The sequence below is a fragment of the Frigoribacterium sp. CFBP 13729 genome (genome assembly GCF_014841875.1).
In the GTDB taxonomy this organism is placed as follows: domain Bacteria; phylum Actinomycetota; class Actinomycetes; order Actinomycetales; family Microbacteriaceae; genus Frigoribacterium.
Genome location: NZ_JACYUR010000001.1, coordinates 335,207 through 352,791, shown reverse-complemented (window position 1 = coordinate 352,791; position 17,585 = coordinate 335,207). Strand labels below are relative to the sequence as shown.

Annotated in this window: 14 protein-coding genes; all 14 read left to right on the top strand. The window is 70.2% G+C overall.

Annotated features, from left to right (window positions below; translation table 11 throughout):
- Positions 1 to 22 precede the first annotated feature (22 nt).
- A complete protein-coding gene (locus IFT77_RS01565) occupies positions 23 to 1,189 on the top strand; it encodes a PTS mannitol transporter subunit IICB (protein WP_146900796.1) in 1,167 nt (388 codons plus the stop codon).
- Between the two features lie 57 nt (positions 1,190 to 1,246).
- Positions 1,247 to 1,555 (top strand): PTS lactose transporter subunit IIB, encoded by a 309-nt coding sequence (locus IFT77_RS16525; protein ID WP_146900799.1) that lies wholly within the window; start codon positions 1,247 to 1,249, stop codon positions 1,553 to 1,555.
- A gap of 2 nt (positions 1,556 to 1,557) precedes the next feature.
- Positions 1,558 to 2,022 carry a PTS sugar transporter subunit IIA gene (locus IFT77_RS01560; RefSeq protein ID WP_192041681.1) on the top strand — a complete coding sequence of 155 codons (465 nt, stop codon included), beginning with the start codon at positions 1,558 to 1,560 and terminating at the stop codon, positions 2,020 to 2,022.
- Between the two features lie 19 nt (positions 2,023 to 2,041).
- On the top strand, positions 2,042 to 3,127 hold the full coding sequence (locus IFT77_RS01555; protein WP_192169058.1) for an alcohol dehydrogenase catalytic domain-containing protein: 1,086 nt from the start codon (positions 2,042 to 2,044) through the stop codon (positions 3,125 to 3,127).
- 57 nt (positions 3,128 to 3,184) lie between these two features.
- Entirely contained in the window at positions 3,185 to 3,454 is a 270-nt protein-coding gene (locus IFT77_RS01550; RefSeq protein ID WP_123545842.1) for an HPr family phosphocarrier protein, read from the top strand.
- Positions 3,455 to 3,529: 75 nt separating this feature from the next.
- Complete coding sequence (locus IFT77_RS01545) at positions 3,530 to 5,218, top strand: DUF885 domain-containing protein (protein ID WP_192169057.1); 1,689 nt, start codon at positions 3,530 to 3,532, stop codon at positions 5,216 to 5,218.
- Positions 5,219 to 5,365: 147 nt separating this feature from the next.
- Positions 5,366 to 6,811: a 30S ribosomal protein S1 gene (rpsA, locus tag IFT77_RS01540; RefSeq protein ID WP_123545838.1), complete on the top strand. Its 1,446-nt coding sequence runs from the start codon at positions 5,366 to 5,368 to the stop codon at positions 6,809 to 6,811.
- Positions 6,812 to 6,912: 101 nt separating this feature from the next.
- Entirely contained in the window at positions 6,913 to 7,563 is a 651-nt protein-coding gene (coaE, locus tag IFT77_RS01535) for a dephospho-CoA kinase (RefSeq protein ID WP_192041678.1), read from the top strand.
- Positions 7,564 to 7,573: 10 nt separating this feature from the next.
- Positions 7,574 to 9,640 carry an excinuclease ABC subunit UvrB gene (gene uvrB, locus IFT77_RS01530; RefSeq protein WP_123545834.1) on the top strand — a complete coding sequence of 689 codons (2,067 nt, stop codon included), beginning with the start codon at positions 7,574 to 7,576 and terminating at the stop codon, positions 9,638 to 9,640.
- Positions 9,630 to 10,532, top strand: a complete 903-nt coding sequence (locus IFT77_RS01525; RefSeq protein WP_192169056.1) for an SDR family NAD(P)-dependent oxidoreductase — start codon at positions 9,630 to 9,632, stop codon at positions 10,530 to 10,532. The genes uvrB and IFT77_RS01525 overlap by 11 nt, the downstream gene beginning before the upstream one ends.
- 78 nt (positions 10,533 to 10,610) lie before the next feature.
- The gene (uvrA, locus tag IFT77_RS01520) at positions 10,611 to 13,580 is read left to right on the top strand and encodes an excinuclease ABC subunit UvrA (protein WP_192041676.1); all 2,970 of its coding nucleotides are present in this window, start codon (positions 10,611 to 10,613) and stop codon (positions 13,578 to 13,580) included.
- Positions 13,577 to 15,571 (top strand): excinuclease ABC subunit UvrC, encoded by a 1,995-nt coding sequence (uvrC, locus tag IFT77_RS01515; RefSeq protein ID WP_192169055.1) that lies wholly within the window; start codon positions 13,577 to 13,579, stop codon positions 15,569 to 15,571. The genes uvrA and uvrC overlap by 4 nt, the downstream gene beginning before the upstream one ends.
- A 52-nt stretch (positions 15,572 to 15,623) precedes the next feature.
- Entirely contained in the window at positions 15,624 to 16,505 is an 882-nt protein-coding gene (rapZ, locus tag IFT77_RS01510; protein ID WP_123545826.1) for an RNase adapter RapZ, read from the top strand.
- A gap of 85 nt (positions 16,506 to 16,590) precedes the next feature.
- On the top strand, positions 16,591 to 17,571 hold the full coding sequence (gene whiA / locus IFT77_RS01505) for a DNA-binding protein WhiA (protein WP_123545824.1): 981 nt from the start codon (positions 16,591 to 16,593) through the stop codon (positions 17,569 to 17,571).
- Positions 17,572 to 17,585 lie beyond the last annotated feature (14 nt).

The window sequence follows — 17,585 nt, the reverse complement described above, 5'->3', positions numbered from 1 at the left end:
GTACGAAGGAGTACCGCCCCTCATGTCCGAATTCACCCCCACGGTCACCGGAACGGGAGTCCGCGCGCGCGTCCAGCGCTTCGGCGGCTTCCTGGCCGGCATGGTCATGCCGAACATCGGCGCGTTCATCGCCTGGGGCCTCATCACGGCCCTCTTCATCCCCACGGGCTGGACGCCCAACGAGACCGTCGCGTCGCTGGTCGACCCGATCATCCTGTACCTGCTCCCGATCCTGATCGCGTACACCGGTGGCCGCATGGTCCACGGGCAGCGCGGCGCCGTCATCGCCTCGATCGCCGTGATGGGCGTCATCGTGGCGACCGACAAGCCGCAGTTCCTCGGCGCGATGATCGTCGGCCCGCTGGCTGCGCTGCTGCTCAAGCAGTTCGACCGCGCGCTCGACGGCCGCATCAAGTCCGGTTTCGAGATGCTCGTCAACAACTTCTCGCTCGGCATCTTCGGCGGGGCCATGGCGATCGGCGCCTACTTCGGCATCGCGCCGCTCACCTCGGGCCTGACCACGGTCCTCGGCAACGGGGTCGACTTCCTCGTCGAGCGCGGCCTGCTGCCGCTGGCGTCCCTGCTGATCGAGCCGGCGAAGATCCTGTTCCTCAACAACGCCATCAACCAGGGCGTGCTCACGCCCCTCGGGATCGACCAGGCTGCCGAGTCCGGCAAGTCCATCCTGTTCATGCTCGAGTCGAACCCCGGCCCGGGCCTCGGCATCCTGCTCGCGTTCCTCTTCTTCGGACCGCGCGCCATCCGTCCGTCGGCACCGGCTGCGATCATCGTGCAGTTCTTCGGCGGCATCCACGAGATCTACTTCCCGTACGTGCTGATGAAGCCGATCCTCCTGATCGGCGCCGTGCTCGGCGGTGCGACCGGAGTCGGCTTCTTCCTCCTGACGGGCGTCGGCCTGGTCGCCAGCCCCTCGCCCGGCAGCATCATCGCCTACGCCCTCGTCGCCGCCCCCGGTGACTTCCCGGTGATCCTGGTCGGCATCCTGCTGTCCGCCGCCGTCTCGTTCGTGGTCTGCTCGTTCCTCATGGGCTTCGGCCGCAAGGAGAAGCGCGAGGCCGCCGCCGAGGACGACGCCGCCCAGGCGCAGGCACTCGCCGACGCCCAGGCCGCCACGGCCGCCAACAAGGCGACCAGCAAGGGCACGGCCGCGCCCTCAGCGTCCAACTGATTGACTCGGGGGGTCGGCTCCGGCCGGCCCCCCACCCTGAGAAACAAGGAGACTGACATGGCAACCCTCGACGGTTCCTCCATCAAGAAGCTCATCGTCGCGTGCGACGCGGGCATGGGCAGCAGCGTCATGCTGGCCTCGACCCTCAAGAAGCAGCTCAAGAAGAGCGGCGTCACCGTCGAGCACTCGCCCGTCGCCGACATCCCGGCCGACGCCGACGTCGTCGTGACGCAGAACAACCTCGCCGAGCGCGCGCGCGGCGTCGTGCCGAACATCCCCGTCGTCCCGTTCCAGCTGTTCATGGGCGACCCCTCGGTCGCCAAGGTGGTCAAGGCCATCCAGGACGGCACGACGGTCGAGGTCTGACGATGGCGGACCAGCAGGCACCCGAGCTGACGTCGCTCCTCGCGGAGTCGTCGATCCGTCTCGACGAGAAGGCCTCGAGCCGCGACGAGGCCATCCGCGCCGCGGGCAAGGCGCTCATCGAGGCCGGGGCGATCGACGAGACCTACGTCGACGCCATGTTCGAGCGCGAGAACTCGGTGTCGACCTACGTCGGCGAGGGCGTCGCGATCCCGCACGGCACGCTCGCCGGCAAGGACTCGGTGAAGAAGGACGCGCTCGTCGTGCTCCGCTTCCCGACCCCGGTCGACTGGGACGGCAACGAGGTATCGGTCGCCGTCGGCATCGCCGCGGCGGGCAACGGCCACATCGCCATCCTCAGCCAGCTCGCCAGCATCCTGATGGACCCCGACTCCGCCGCGGCCCTGCGCGGTGCCACGACGACGTCGGAGGTCTACGAGCTGCTCGCGTCGACCGACGACGACGAGTGACGGGCGGCTCGGACTCCTCGTGAGAGCAGCGAAGTGGTGGGCCCCGGGCGACGTGCGTCTCGACGACGTGGCGACGCCCGGGGTCTCTCGCGGTGAGCTCCTCCTCCGCGTCGACAACTGCTCCGCCTGCGGCACCGACCTCAAGATCCTGCGGTCGGGCCACCCCCACATGACCGGCCCGCAGGTGATGGGCCACGAGGTCGCCGGCACCGTCGTCGAGGTCGGCGACGACGTCGACGGCTGGGCCGTCGGCGACCGCGTCCAGGTGATCGCGGCCGTGCCGTGCGGCACCTGCGACGTCTGCCGAGCCGGCCGGCCGAGCGTCTGCCCCCGCCAGACGAGCATCGGCTACCAGTACGCCGGCGGCTTCGCCGAGTTCATGGTCGTCCCCGCGGCCGTCCTGGCCGTCGACGGCGTGAACCGAGTCCCCGACCACGTCTCCTCCGAGGAGGCGTCGCTCGTCGAGCCCCTCGCCTGCGTCCTCAACGGCCAGGAGCTCGCGCGGGTCGGCGCGGGGGACAGCGTCCTCGTCATCGGCTCGGGACCGATCGGCTGCATGCACGTCCGCCTCGCCCGCGCCCGGGGCGCGCGTCAGGTGATCCTCGTCGACGCGAACGCGGACCGTCTCGCGCGGGCTGCCGCCCTCGTCCGCCCGGACCTCGCCCTCGCGGTGGAGGCGGGAGCGGACGGACGCCAGGTCGTCCTCGACCAGGTCCGTGCCGCCTCCGGCGGTCTGGGGGTCGACGTCGTCATCACGGCCGCGGCGTCACGACCCGCCCAGGAGCAGGCTCTCGCACTCCTCGCGCCCGGCGGCCGCCTCAGCCTCTTCGGCGGCCTCGCCCGGGACGACTCGCAGATCAGCATCGACTCGAACCTCGTGCACTACCGTGAGCTGACGATCGTGGGCGTGAACGGGTCGAGCCCGGCCCACAACCGCGAGGCGCTGCGGCTCATCGCCTCGGGCGAGGTCGTGGTGGGCGACCTGATCACCCACCGCTTCCCGCTCGACCGCCTGCACGACGCCCTCGAGGCCATCGCCAGCGGCGAGGCCATCAAGGTCACGATCGAGCCCCACCGCGACGATCGACCGACCACCCACGACTGACACGTCCAGGGCCCCGGCCCGCACCCCGACCAGACCGGTCTCGACCAAGGAGAAGAAATGCCAGAACGCACCGTCACCATCGCCTCGAGCGTCGGCCTGCACGCCCGCCCCGCCTCGCTGTTCAGCCAGGCCGCCGGCAAGAGCGGCGCCAAGGTCACGCTGACCTCGCCCGCGGGCAAGACCGTCAACGCCGCCAGCATCCTCGGCGTCCTCTCGCTCGGCATCGGCCACGGCGACGAGGTCGTCCTCGCCACCGACGGCGACAACGCCGACACGGCCCTCGACGAGCTGGCCACGCTGCTCGAGACGGACCTCGACGCCGAGTAGCACCCGTCCGTCCTGCGGGGCGTCGCATCGACACGGGTCGACGCGACGCCCCGCCGTCGTCGCTAGCCTCGTCCCATGACCGAGCCCACGACGACTCCCGTCCGCCCGCAGACCCCGATCGACGGCATCGCCGAGCGCTGGGTGGACCAGCTCGTCGACCTCGACCCCACCACCGCGACGTGGATCGGGCGCGAGGGCCGAACGGGCGAGTACGGCGACTACTCGCCGGCGGGCCACGAGCGACACGTCGAGGCGGTCCGCCGCGTGCTCGCCGAGCTGGACGCCGCGGAGCCCGTCGACGACGTCGACCGCGTCACCCAGGACGACCTGGGGGCCGAGCTCCGCCTCGACCTCGAGTACGCCGAGCAGCGTCTGCAGCTGCGCGACCTCAACGTCATCGCCTCGCCGATCCAGGCGATCCGCGAGGTCTACGACCTCATGCCCACCGAGACCGAGGGCGACTGGGCCGACGTCGCCTCGCGGCTCGGCCGGGTCGACCGGGCCCTCGGGCAGCTGGTGGAGACCTTCCGGCAGGGCATCGCCGAGGGCGTGGTCCCGGCGCGGCGCCAGGTGGAGGCGGTGGCCGAGCAGTGCGCCCGCATCGGGTCGCCGGACGGCTTCTTCGCCGAGCTCGCCTCGTCCGCACGACTGGCCGACGGCACCGCCCCCTCGTCGGCGCTCGCGTCCGACCTCGCGAGGGGCGCCTCCTCGGCGGGTGAGGGCTACCTCGCCGCCCGCCGATTCCTGCTCGACGAGCTGCTGCCCGCGGCCGCCGTCGAGGACGGCGTCGGCCGCGACGCCTACGCCCTGCACTCGAGGCGGTTCCTCGGGGCGACCGTCGACCTCGACGAGACCTACGAGTGGGGCCTCGACGAGCTCGCCCGCATGACGAGCGAGCAGGAGGCGGTGGCCCGCGAGATCGAGCCGGGCGCGGACGTGGCGCGGGCGATCGCCGTCCTCGACGCCGACCCCGCGCGGCAGCTCGAGGGCACGGAGGCGCTCCAGCAGTGGATGCAGCGGCTCAGCGACCGCGCCGTGGCCGAGCTCGCCGGCACGCACTTCGACGTTCCGGAGCCCGTCCGGCGCCTCGAGTGCCGCATCGCCCCGACGAAGGACGGAGGCATCTACTACACGAGCCCCAGCGACGACTTCTCCCGTCCCGGCCGCATGTGGTGGTCGGTGCCCGAGGGCGTCACGCGCTTCGGCACCTGGCGCGAGACGACGACCGTGTTCCACGAGGGCGTGCCGGGGCACCACCTCCAGCTCGGCCAGGCGGTCTACAACAGCGCGCAGCTGAACACCTGGCGCCGTCAGCTCGCCGGCACGTCGGGGCACGCCGAGGGCTGGGCCCTCTACGCCGAGCGGCTGATGGACGAGCTCGGCTGGCTGTCCGACCCGGGCGACCGCCTCGGCATGCTCGACGGCCAGAGGATGCGGGCCGCCAGGGTCGTGCTCGACATCGGCGTGCACCTCGGCAAGACGTTCCCCGGCTCGACCGAGCCCTGGAGCCACGAGACCGCCCTGACGTTCATGCGCGCCAACGTCAACATGGACGACGAGTTCGTGCGCTTCGAGGTGGACCGCTACCTCGGCTGGCCCGGCCAGGCGCCCTCGTACAAGGTCGGACAGCGCATCTGGGAGGACCTGCGTGCCGAGCGGGCTCGTCGCGAGGGAGCCGACTTCGACCTCCGCGCGTTCCACCGCGAGGCACTCCAGCTCGGCGGCGTCGGGCTCGACACGCTGCGGCGCGCGCTGCTCTCCTGATCGTTGCCCGTCGGGGCGACGCGCAGGTAGTATGTACCAGCGCTATCTGCGCCGATCTGTCCGCACGCCGCGGTCGACACCCCCGAGAAGGCCCAGCCCTCGGGACGACCACGGCCCGATACATGCTTTCACTGGAGCACTAACTACATGACAACCGTAACGACCAAGGCACCCAAGCAGGTCGCCATCAACGACATCGGATCCGCTGATGACTTCCTGGCCGCGGTCGAGAAGACCCTGAAGTTCTTCAACGACGGCGACCTCATCGAGGGCACCGTCGTCAAGATCGACCGCGACGAGGTCCTCCTCGACGTCGGCTACAAGACCGAGGGCGTCATCCCCTCGCGCGAGCTGTCGATCAAGCACGACGTCGACCCCACCGAGGTCGTCGAGGTCGGCGACACCGTCGAGGCCCTCGTCCTCCAGAAGGAGGACAAGGAAGGCCGTCTGATCCTGTCCAAGAAGCGCGCTCAGTACGAGCGTGCCTGGGGCGACGTGGAGAAGATCAAGGACGCCGACGGCGTCGTCACCGGAACGGTCATCGAGGTCGTCAAGGGCGGCCTCATCGTCGACATCGGCCTCCGTGGCTTCCTGCCCGCGTCGCTCATCGAGCTGCGCCGCGTCCGCGACCTCACGCCCTACCTGGGCCAGGAGATCGAGGCGAAGATCCTCGAGCTCGACAAGAACCGCAACAACGTGGTCCTGTCGCGCCGTGCGCTCCTCGAGCAGACGCAGTCCGAGAGCCGCACCACGTTCCTCAACAACCTGCACAAGGGCCAGGTCCGCAAGGGCATCGTCTCCTCGATCGTCAACTTCGGCGCCTTCGTCGACCTCGGCGGCGTGGACGGCCTCGTGCACGTCTCCGAGCTCAGCTGGAAGCACATCGAGCACGCCAGCGAGGTCGTCGAGGTCGGTCAGGAAGTCACCGTCGAGATCCTCGAGGTCGACCTCGACCGTGAGCGCGTGTCGCTCTCGCTCAAGGCGACGCAGGAGGACCCGTGGCAGGTCTTCGCCCGCACCCACGCGATCGGACAGGTCGCGCCGGGCAAGGTCACGAAGCTCGTCCCCTTCGGCGCGTTCGTCCGCGTCGCGGACGGCATCGAGGGCCTCGTGCACATCTCCGAGCTGTCGGCGAAGCACGTCGAGCTGGCCGAGCAGGTCGTCGCCGTCGGCGACGAGGTGTTCGTCAAGGTCATCGACATCGACCTCGACCGTCGCCGCATCTCGCTGAGCCTCAAGCAGGCCAACGAGGGCGTGGACCCCGAGGGCACCGAGTTCGACCCGGCGCTCTACGGCATGCTCACCGAGTACGACGACCAGGGCAACTACAAGTACCCCGAGGGCTTCGACCCGGAGACGAACGAGTGGCGCGAGGGCTTCGACTCGCAGCGCGAGAAGTGGGAGCAGGACTACGCTGCCGCCCAGGCTCGCTGGGAGGCGCACAAGAAGCAGGTCGCTGCGTCGCTCACCGAAGAGGCCTCCTTCGAGGCTCCCTCGGGCTCGACCTTCTCGAGCGAGACCGCCGGTGCCGGCACCCTCGCCGACGACGAGTCGCTCGCCGCTCTGCGCGAGAAGCTGTCCAGCAGCAACTAGCACGCCCCGGTCGGTGCCTCGGCACCTGACCACGTCGAACGGCGGTCCCCTCCTGGAGGGGGCCGCCGTTCGGCGTTCCGGGGCACGGGTAACCTCGACGGATGTTCGTCTGTGGCCTGACCGGTGGCATCGCCGCCGGCAAGAGCGTCGTGTCCCGCCGTCTCGCCGAGCGGGGTGCGGCGCACATCGACGCCGACCAGCTCGCCCGCGAGGTGGTCGCGCCGGGCACGCCGGGCCTCGAAGCGATCCGGCGGCGCTTCGGCGACCACGTGCTCACGCCCTCGGGAGAGCTCGACCGGCCGGCGCTCGGCGCCGTCGTCTTCTCCGACCCGGCTGCCCGTCGGGACCTCGAGGCGATCACCCACCCGGCCGTCCGCGAGCTCTCCCGCCGGCGCATGGAGGAGGCGGTGGCTGACGACCCGACCAGGGTCGTCGTTTACGACGTGCCCCTCCTGGTCGAGACGCGGGGTGCGGGCGAGTTCGACGTGGTCGTCGTCGTCCACGCGCCTCGCGAGGTGCGGTTGACGCGCCTGGTCGAGCTCCGGGGGATGAGCCCCGAGGAGGCGGTCCGCCGCGTCGACGCCCAGGCCGACGACGAGGCCCGCCTCGCCGTCGCCGACCTCGTGGTCGACTCCTCGATCTCGCTGGAGGCGACCCTCGCGAGGGCGGACGAGGTCGCCGAGGTGCTGCGTTCGCTGTCAGCGGCGAAGGCAGCGGGTCCCTCGGGGCCGAGTGTCAGTGGTCGCTCCTAGACTCGGAGACATGGAACCGACCCGCAGTGTCCGCCCCTTCGAAGTAGTCAGCGAGTACGAGCCGAGCGGCGACCAGCCGGCCGCAATCGCCGAGCTCGCGGGGCGCATCAACGCGGGCGAGACCGACGTCGTGCTGCTCGGCGCGACCGGCACCGGCAAGTCCGCGACGACCGCCTGGCTCGTCGAGCAGGTCCAGCGCCCGACCCTCGTCCTGGCCCACAACAAGACCCTCGCGGCCCAGCTGGCCAACGAGTTCCGCGAGATGTTCCCGCACAACGCCGTCGAGTACTTCGTCTCGTACTACGACTACTACCAGCCCGAGGCATACGTCCCGCAGACCGACACCTTCATCGAGAAGGACAGCTCGATCAACGCCGAGGTCGAGCGGCTGCGGCACTCCACGACCAACTCTCTGCTCAGCCGTCGCGACGTCATCGTCGTCTCGACGGTGTCCTGCATCTACGGCCTCGGCACGCCCGAGGGCTACATGCAGGCGATGATCGCCCTGCAGGTCGGCATGAAGATCGACCGCGAGACGCTGATCCGGCGCTTCGTCTCGATGCAGTACCAGCGCAACGACATCGACTTCTCCCGTGGCAACTTCAGAGTGCGCGGCGACACCATCGAGATCATCCCGATGTACGAAGAGCTGGCCATCCGCATCGAGATGTTCGGCGACGAGATCGAGGCGCTCTACGCTCTCCACCCCCTCACGGGCGACGTCGTCCGCACCATGGACGCCGTGTCGGTGTTCCCCGGCTCGCACTACGTCGCGGGCACCGACGTGATGCACCGCGCCATCGGCACCATCAAAGAGGAACTCGCCACCCGCCTCGACGAGCTCGACAAGCAGGGCAAGCTGCTCGAGTCGCAGCGCCTCCGCATGCGCACGACCTTCGATCTCGAGATGATGGAGCAGATCGGGTTCTGCAACGGCATCGAGAACTACTCGGCGCACATCGACGGCCGCGGTCCGGGCGAGGCCCCGCACTGCCTCCTCGACTACTTCGCCGACGACTTCCTCGTCGTCATCGACGAGTCCCACGTGACGGTCCCGCAGATCGGCGCGATGTACGAGGGCGACGCCTCTCGCAAGCGCACGCTCGTCGACCACGGCTTCCGGCTGCCGAGTGCCCTCGACAACCGCCCGCTCAAGTTCGAGGAGTTCCTCGGCAGGGTGGGGCAGAAGGTCTACCTGTCGGCGACCCCGGGCAAATACGAGCTCGGGATCACCGACAGCGTGGTCGAGCAGATCATCCGCCCGACGGGTCTCGTCGACCCGCAGATCGTCGTCAAGCCGTCCGAGGGCCAGATCGACGACCTGCTCGACGAGATCCGGGTCCGGGTCGAGAAGGACGAGCGCGTGCTCGTCACGACGCTCACGAAGAAGATGGCCGAGGAACTGACTGACTTCCTCACCGAGGCCGGCGTCCGGGTCCGGTACCTGCACTCCGACGTCGATACCCTGCGACGGGTCGAGCTGCTGACCGAGCTGCGTCAGGGCGTCTACGACGTCCTCGTCGGCATCAACCTCCTCCGCGAGGGCCTCGACCTGCCCGAGGTGTCGCTGGTCGCCATCCTCGACGCCGACAAGGAGGGGTTCCTGCGGTCGTCGACGTCGCTCATCCAGACCATCGGACGCGCGGCGCGCAACGTCTCCGGCGAGGTGCACATGTACGCCGACGTCATGACCGACTCGATGCGCAACGCCCTCGAGGAGACAGACCGGCGGCGCGAGAAGCAGGTCGCCTACAACCTCGAGCGCGGCATCGACCCGCAACCGCTCCGCAAGAAGATCGCCGACATCACCGAGGTCCTGGCTCGCGAGGGCGCGGACACGGCCGAGCTGCTGGCAGGCCGCCAGGGCGGCAAGCGCGCCCCGACCCCGAACCTCCGTCGAGAGGGCAAGGCGGCGAACGCCGCCAACGGACTCGAGTCGATCATCGCCGACCTCAACGACCAGATGCTCCAGGCCGCCGCCGAGCTCAAGTTCGAGCTCGCCGGTCGCCTGCGTGACGAGGTCGCCGACCTCAAGCGCGACCTGCGACAGATGGAGGCGGCCGGCCATGCCCGCTGATCGTCGCCTCCGCGTCGTCGTCACCGGGGCGACCGCGGGGCTGGGCTACTTCGCGGCCGAGCGCCTCGCCGCCCTCGGTCACCAGGTCGTCGTGGCGGCCCGGAGCCCGGAGCGGGCCGTCCGTGCGGCCGACACCGTGCGCGACCGCGTCCCCGGCGCCGACGTCTCGACCGTCGACCTCGACCTCGCCGACCTGTCCTCGGTGCGGTCCGGCGCGGACGCGCTCACGGCCGCCGGGGGAGTGGACGCCCTGCTCGCGAACGCGGGGGTCGTCGGCTCGCGCCGGCGTCAGACGACGGCCGACGGGTTCGAGGTGCAGTTCGGCACGAACCACCTCGGGCACTTCGCGCTCGTCTCGCACCTGCTGCCGGCGCTCTCCGAGTCTCCTCGGGGCCGGGTCGTGCACCTCGGCAGCATCAGCCACCGCTTCGTCCGCCTCGACCTCGACGACCCGATGATGGTCTCGAGCTACTCGGGGGCCGTCGCCTACGCACGATCGAAGCTCGCGGTCATGACCTTCGGCCTCGAGCTCGACCGGCGCCTCCGGGCCGCCGGCTCGTCGGTGTCGAGCGTGATCGCCCACCCGGGGCTGTCGTGGGAGTCGCTGAGCGACCCGCGACCGCCCGTCGTCGAGCCTCGCCGACCGCCCGCCGTCGTCACCTCGGCCATGCACGTCTTCTCGCAGGGCAAGGAAGCCGGGGCCGAGCCGCTCGTCCACGCGACCGTCGACCCCGGCGTGCAGGGCGGGGAATACTGGGGCCCCTCCGGGTGGTTCCAGCTGACCGGCGCGCCCGCTGTCGTCCCCACGAAGAAGCACGCACGAGATCCAGCCGCGGCAGAACGGCTCTGGGCCGTCTCGGCCGAGCTCACCCACACAGAACCCGTCCTCTAGCGCGCGGACGCTCCTCCTGGTGCCGTCACCCGGCCGATTTCCCCATCGGCCGACCTCGATGTCAGGGGCTTCCGTAGAATGGTAAGAGTGTCAATCTCACCCGTAGAAGGTTCCTCCGTGCTCAGCGTGCGGGGTGCCCGAGTCCACAACCTCGACAACGTCGACCTCGAGATCCCCCGCGACTCGATGGTCGTCTTCACCGGCCTCTCCGGGTCGGGCAAGTCGTCCCTCGCGTTCGACACGATCTTTGCCGAGGGCCAACGGCGCTACGTCGAGTCGCTCTCCGCCTACGCGCGCCAGTTCCTCGGGCAGGTCGACCGCCCCGACGTCGACTTCATCGAGGGCCTCAGCCCGGCCGTGTCGATCGACCAGAAGTCGACGAACCGCAACCCACGGTCCACGGTCGGCACGATCACCGAGATCTACGACTACATGCGTCTGCTCTGGGCCCGCATCGGCATCGCGCACTGCGCCGTGTGCGGCGAGGTGATCAGCCGCCAGACCGTGCAGCAGATCGCCGACCAGCTGATGACGCTCGAGACCGGCACGCGCTTCCAGGTGCTCAGCCCAGTCGTCTCGCAGAAGAAGGGCGAGTTCGTCGACCTCTTCGCCGAGCTCGCCTCGAGCGGGTACTCCCGGGCGATCGTCGACGGCGAGCAGGTGCAGCTGAGCTCGCCGCCCAAGCTGAAGAAGCAGGTCAAGCACGACATCTCGGTCGTCGTCGACCGTCTCGTCGCCTCCGACGAGGGCCTCACGCGCCTGACCGACTCGCTCGAGACCGCCCTGCGCCTCACCGACGGCCTGGTCACCGTCGACTTCGTCGACACGGACGCCGGTGCCGCCGGCAAGTACCGCACCTTCTCCGAGAAGCTCTCGTGCCCGAACGGCCACCCGGTGCAGCTCACCGAGATCGAGCCCCGCACCTTCTCGTTCAACGCCCCGTTCGGCGCGTGCCCCGAGTGCTCCGGTCTAGGGACGCGCATGTCGGTCGACACCGACCTCGTGCTCGGCGACCCCGACCTGAGCCTGGCCGAGGGCGTCATCCTGCCCTGGACGAACTCGGGCAAGGGCCTCTACAACTACTTCCAGAAGCTGCTCGAGGGGCTCGCGGCCGACCTCGACTTCAGCCTCAAGACCCCGTGGCGAGAGCTGCCGGCCCGCATCCAGCAGGCCGTCCTGCAGGGCAACGACTTCGAGGTGACGGTCAAGTGGAAGAACCGCTTCGGCCGTGAGATGAAGTACTCGACCGGGTTCGAGGGCGTGATGCCCTACATCGAGCGCAAGTACGCCGAGGCCGAGACCGACACACAGCGCCAGCGCTATTCCGAGTACCTCCGTGAGATCCCGTGCTCCGTCTGCGGCGGCAAGCGGCTCAAGCCCGAGGTGCTCGCGGTCACGGTCGCCGAGCAGAGCATCGCGGACGTCGCCGAGCTCAGCCTCACCGACGCGTTCGCGTTCATGAACGGGCTCACGCTGACGACCCGCGAGGCGCGCATCGCCGCGCAGGTGCTCCGCGAGATCCGCGTGCGCCTCGAGTTCCTGCTCGAGGTGGGGCTCACCTACCTGTCCCTCGGCCGTGCCGCGGGGTCGCTCTCCGGCGGCGAGGCACAGCGCATCCGGCTGGCGACCCAGATCGGCTCGGGCCTGACGGGCGTGCTCTACGTGCTGGACGAGCCGAGCATCGGCCTGCACCAGCGCGACAACCGACGGCTGATCGACACCCTCGTCAAGCTCCGCGACCTCGGCAACACGCTCATCGTCGTCGAGCACGACGAGGACACGATCAAGACCGCCGACTGGGTCGTCGACATCGGACCGGGCGCCGGCGTCAACGGCGGCAAGGTGGTGCACTCGGGCAGCTACGAGGACCTGCTGACCAACACCGAGTCCTACACCGGCGACTACCTCGCCGGCCGCCGCTCGATCGCCACGCCGACCACGCGTCGCCCGGTCGACCGCGACCGGGTGGTCTCCGTCGTCGGCGCGAAGGCCAACAACCTGCGCGACGTCACCGTCGACTTCCCGCTCGGCGTCTTCGTCGCGGTGACCGGCGTGAGCGGCTCGGGCAAGTCCTCCCTGGTCAACGACATCCTCTACAAGGTGATGGCCAACAAGCTGAACGGTGCGCGCCAGATCCCGGGGCGCCACCTGCGCGTCACCGGTCTCGAGCACCTCGACAAGGTGGTGCACGTCGACCAGGCGCCGATCGGTCGGACGCCGCGCTCGAACCCCGCGACCTACACCGGCGTCTTCGACCGGATCCGCAACCTGTTCGCCGAGACCGTCGACGCGAAGGCCCGCGGCTACCTGCCGGGCCGGTTCAGCTTCAACGTCAAGGGCGGTCGCTGCGAGAACTGCGCGGGCGACGGCACGATCAAGATCGAGATGAACTTCCTGCCCGACGTCTACGTCGCCTGCGAGGTCTGCGGGGGCGCGCGGTACAACCGCGACACCCTCGCGGTCCAGTACAAGGGCAAGAACATCTCCGAGGTGCTCGACATGCCGATCAGCGAGGCGGCCGACTTCTTCGAGCCCATCTCGGCGATCTCGCGCTTCATGAAGACGCTGGTGGACGTCGGCCTCGGCTACGTGCGCCTCGGCCAGAGCGCGACCACCCTGAGCGGCGGCGAGGCGCAGCGCGTCAAGCTGGCGACCGAGCTGCAGAAGCGCTCGAACGGGCGCAGCATCTACGTGCTCGACGAGCCCACGACGGGCCTCCACTTCGAGGACGTCCGCAAGCTGCTGCTCGTGCTCGACGGCCTCGTCGACAAGGGCAACACCGTGATCACGATCGAGCACAACCTCGACGTGATCAAGTCGGCCGACTGGCTGATCGACATGGGCCCCGAGGGCGGAGCCGGGGGAGGCACCGTCCTCGCCACGGGCACGCCCGAGCACCTCGCCACCGTGCCGGAGAGCCACACCGGCGTGTTCCTCGCGGAGATCCTCGAGTCGGGCCACGCCGCGCCCGGCCCGGCCGCGGCCAAGAAGAAGAAGGTCGCGACGACGACGGGCAGCCGACGTCGGGAGGCAGTCGAGGCTCGATGAGCAACACGGTCTCCTGGCGGCCGCCAGCGCGTGAGATCCCGACCGACCCCGGGGTCTACCGCTGGCGGGACGAGCGCGGGCGTGTCCTCTACGTCGGCAAGGCGAAGAGCCTCCGTGCCCGGCTGAGCAACTACTTCGCGCCGTTGCCGACCCTGCACGAGCGCACGCGGCGGATGGTCCTCACGGCCCGCAGCGTCGAGTGGACGGTCGTCGGCAGCGACATCGAGGCGCTCCAGCTCGAGTACACCTGGATCAAGGAGTTCGACCCGCCCTTCAACGTCAAGTTCCGGGACGACAAGACGTACCCGTTCATGGCGGTGACCCTCGGCGACGAGGCCCCCCGGGTCATGGTCACGCGCAACCCGCGCATCAAGGGCGCGAAGTACTTCGGGCCGTACCCGAAGATCTGGGCCGTGCACGACACGATCGACCAGATGATCAAGGTCTTCCCGATCCGCACCTGCTCCGACAGCAGCTACAAGAAGGCGATGGAGTCCGGCAAGCCGTGCTTCCCGGGCCAGATCGGTCGCTGCGGCGGGCCCTGCTCGCACAAGGTGTCGATCGACGAGCACCGCGCGATCGTCGACGAGTTCGTCAAGTTCATGGGCAGCTACGACAAGAAGGTCATCGCCGACAAGCAGAAGGCCATGAAGACGGCCGCGCTCGAGCAGCGCTACGAGGACGCGGCGCGCTACCGCGACCAGGTTCAGGCTCTCGAGGCGGTGCTCGACAAGTCCGCCGTGGTGCTCCGCGACTCCGTCGACCTCGACCTCTACGCCCTCGTCGAGGACGAGCTGGCGGCCGCCGTGCAGCTGTTCACGGTCCGCGGCGGCCGCATCCGCGGCTCCCGGGGCTGGGTCGTCGACAAGGAGATCGACATCACCTCGGGCGAGCTCGTCGAGCAGGTGCTGCAGGGCCGGTACACCGCCGGCTCCGAGGTGCCGCGCGAGATCGTCGTGACGACGGTGCCCGACGACAACGACGCCCTGGAGGCCGTCCTCGGCGAGATCCGGGGGAGAGGCAGGGTGCAGGTCCGCACCGCGCAGCGCGGCGAGAAGGCCGCGCTCATGCAGACGGCCACGCTCAACGCGCAGCAGTCCCTGATGCTCTACAAGACCCGTCGCAGCGCCGACTTCGCGACGCGGTCCACCGCCCTGGCCGACATCCAGGAGGCGCTGGGCATGACCGAGGCGCCCCTCCGGATGGAGTGCTACGACGTCTCGCACCTGTCCGGCACCAACATCGTCGCCTCGATGGTCGTCTTCGAGGACGGCCTGCCCCGCAAGGACCAGTACCGGCGCTTCAACATCCCGCAGTCGACCGACGACACGGAGTCGATCTACCAGACGCTCAGCAGGCGGCTCTCGCGTCTCGACGACGAGCTCGCCCCGGTCGCCGAGATCGGCGAGGAGCGCAAGCGCTTCGCCTACCGACCGAACCTGCTGATCGTCGACGGAGGCCAGCCCCAGGTGGCCGCGGCGCGGCGGGCTCTCGACGACGCCGGCGTGACGGACATCGCGCTCTGCGGCATCGCCAAGCGGCTCGAGGAGATCTGGCTGCCCGACGACGACTTCCCCGTCATCCTGCCGCGCAACTCCGACGCGCTCTTCCTGATCCAGCGGATCCGCGACGAGGCCCACCGGTTCGCGATCACGCACCAGCGACAGCGTCGCAAGCGAGACATCACGACCCAGCTGGCCGAGATCCCCGGACTCGGGCCGTCGCGCGTCGCTCGCCTGCTGAAGCACTTCGGCTCGGTGAAGAGGCTCAAGCAGGCCACGCCGGACGAGATCTCGTCGATCCGGGGCATCGGCCCGACGCTCGCCGCGGCCGTCGTCGGTCAGCTCGGGTCAGCGGAGCTCGGAGACGTCGAGCCCGACACCGACACCGTCACCTCGGCCGACACCGACACCGACGCCGACGCCTCGGTCGACGCCGAGGCGGCGGCCGAGACCACGAGCGAGGCCGACGACGCCCGCGCCCCCGCCTAGACTCGATCCGCCCGTCCCGCACCGACCCGCCACCAGCGAAGGCCCCGCCACCATGAGCGACGCACACGAGCAGCAAGAGGTCATGATCGTCACCGGGATGTCCGGTGCCGGCCGGTCGACGGTCGGCAACGCCCTCGAGGACCTGGGCTGGTACGTGGTCGACAACCTGCCCGCCCAGATGCTGCGCCCCCTCCTCGACCTCGCCGAGCGCGCCGGCGACTCGCTGCCGAAGATCGCCGCGGTGGTCGACGTCCGAGGCGGTCGCCTCTTCTCCGAGGCGCAGGAGGCGGTGCGCACGCTCCGCGAGAGCATGCCGAGCAAGGTCCGCGTCCTGTTCCTCGACGCCACCGACGCCGCCCTCGTGCGCCGGTTCGAGCAGGTCCGTCGGCCGCACCCGCTCCAGGGGGACGGCACGCTGCTCGACGGCATCGTCGCCGAGCGCTCGCGGATGGAGGAGCTGCGCGAGACGAGCGACGTCATCATCGACACCTCCGAGCTCAACATCCACCAGCTCGCGACCACCATCACCGAGAAGTTCGCCGAGTCCGAGCGCGCCGGGGTGCAGGTCACGGTGCTGAGCTTCGGCTTCAAGTACGGGCTGCCCGCGGACGCCGACATGGTGGGCGACGCCCGGTTCCTGCCGAACCCGTTCTGGGTCCCCGAGCTCCGCTCGCAGACCGGCCTGGACGAGCCCGTGACGAGCTACGTGATGGCCCAGAGCGGGGCCCGCGACTTCGTCCGCGCCTTCGGCGCCGCCTGCGAGCCCGTGCTCGCCGGCTACCAGCGCGAGAACAAGAGACACGCTACGATCGCCATCGGCTGCACGGGCGGGAAGCACCGATCCGTCACCCTGGTCGGCGAGCTGGCGGCGCATCTGCGCGGGCTCCCCGGGGTGGCCGTCGCCGTGAAGCACCGCGACCTGGGCCGGGAGTGACCCGGCGGTCGCACGGGCGCGCCCTCCGGCTGCGCGGGGCCGTGCCCCGCACGCCCGACAACGACTGATGAAAGAGGAACGACCAGTGGCACAGACCGCCGACGTCAAAGAAGAACTCGCCCGCGTCGAGGTGAGCAGGACGACGGTCCGGGCCGCCGAGGTCGCGACCATCCTGCGGTTCGCCGGCGGGCTGCACGTCATCTCGGGCCGCATCGCCGTCGAGGCCGAGCTCGACAGCCCGGTCATCGCGCGCCGTGTCCGCAAGGACCTCGCGGAGCTCTACGGTGCACGCAGCGACGTGTCCGTCGTGTCCGCGTCGGGGACGCGACGCACCGCCCAGTACCTCGTGCGCGTCCACGAGGCCGGCGAGACCCTGGCCCGCCAGACGGGTCTGATGGACGCCCGCCGTCGTCCGGTCCGCGGGCTGCCGAACCGTCTCACGACCGGGTCCCGCGACGACCTGGCGGCTATCTGGCGCGGTGCCTTCCTGGCCCAGGGCTCGTTGACCGACCCCGGCCGGTCCGCCTCGCTCGAGGTCGTCTGCCCCGGCAACGAGTCGGCCATGGCGCTCGTCGGCGCGGCCGGGCGGCTCGGCATCGCGGCCAAGGCCCGTGAGGTCCGCGGCGTCCACCGGGTGCTGGTCCGTGAGGGCGAGGCGATCAGCGCGATGCTCACGGTCATGGGCGCCCTCAAGAGCGTCAGCGAATGGGAGGAGATGCGCCAGCGCCGTGAGGTCCGGGCGACGGCCAACCGGCTCGTGAACTTCGACGACGCGAACCTGCGACGCAGCGCGCAGGCCGCCGTCGCCGCCTGCGCCCGGGTCGAGCGTGCCATGGAGCTGCTCGGCGAGGACATCCCCGACCACCTCAAGTACGCCGGCGACCTCCGCCTGGCGCACCGGGACGCGAGCCTCGACGAGCTCGGCCACCACGCCGACCCGCCCATGACGAAGGACGCCGTCGCCGGGCGGATCCGCCGCCTCCTGGCCATGGCCGACAAGAAGGCGTCCGACCTCGGCCTGCCCGGCACCGAGGCCAGCCTGCCGTCCGACCTCGACCTCGACTGACGCCTCCGACGCGG

Excerpts from the sequence above, each read along its gene's own strand:
- IFT77_RS01565 (WP_146900796.1), top strand. The coding sequence starts at position 23 with ATGTCCGAATTCACCCCCACGGTCACCGGAACGGGAGTCCGCGCGCGC.
- IFT77_RS16525 (WP_146900799.1), top strand. The coding sequence starts at position 1,247 with ATGGCAACCCTCGACGGTTCCTCCATCAAGAAGCTCATCGTCGCGTGC.
- IFT77_RS01560 (WP_192041681.1), top strand. The coding sequence starts at position 1,558 with ATGGCGGACCAGCAGGCACCCGAGCTGACGTCGCTCCTCGCGGAGTCG.
- IFT77_RS01550 (WP_123545842.1), top strand. The coding sequence starts at position 3,185 with ATGCCAGAACGCACCGTCACCATCGCCTCGAGCGTCGGCCTGCACGCC.
- IFT77_RS01545 (WP_192169057.1), top strand. The coding sequence starts at position 3,530 with ATGACCGAGCCCACGACGACTCCCGTCCGCCCGCAGACCCCGATCGAC.
- rpsA (WP_123545838.1), top strand. The coding sequence starts at position 5,366 with ATGACAACCGTAACGACCAAGGCACCCAAGCAGGTCGCCATCAACGAC.
- coaE (WP_192041678.1), top strand. The coding sequence starts at position 6,913 with ATGTTCGTCTGTGGCCTGACCGGTGGCATCGCCGCCGGCAAGAGCGTC.
- uvrB (WP_123545834.1), top strand. The coding sequence starts at position 7,574 with ATGGAACCGACCCGCAGTGTCCGCCCCTTCGAAGTAGTCAGCGAGTAC.
- IFT77_RS01525 (WP_192169056.1), top strand. The coding sequence starts at position 9,630 with ATGCCCGCTGATCGTCGCCTCCGCGTCGTCGTCACCGGGGCGACCGCG.
- uvrA (WP_192041676.1), top strand. The coding sequence starts at position 10,611 with ATGGTAAGAGTGTCAATCTCACCCGTAGAAGGTTCCTCCGTGCTCAGC.
- uvrC (WP_192169055.1), top strand. The coding sequence starts at position 13,577 with ATGAGCAACACGGTCTCCTGGCGGCCGCCAGCGCGTGAGATCCCGACC.
- rapZ (WP_123545826.1), top strand. The coding sequence starts at position 15,624 with ATGAGCGACGCACACGAGCAGCAAGAGGTCATGATCGTCACCGGGATG.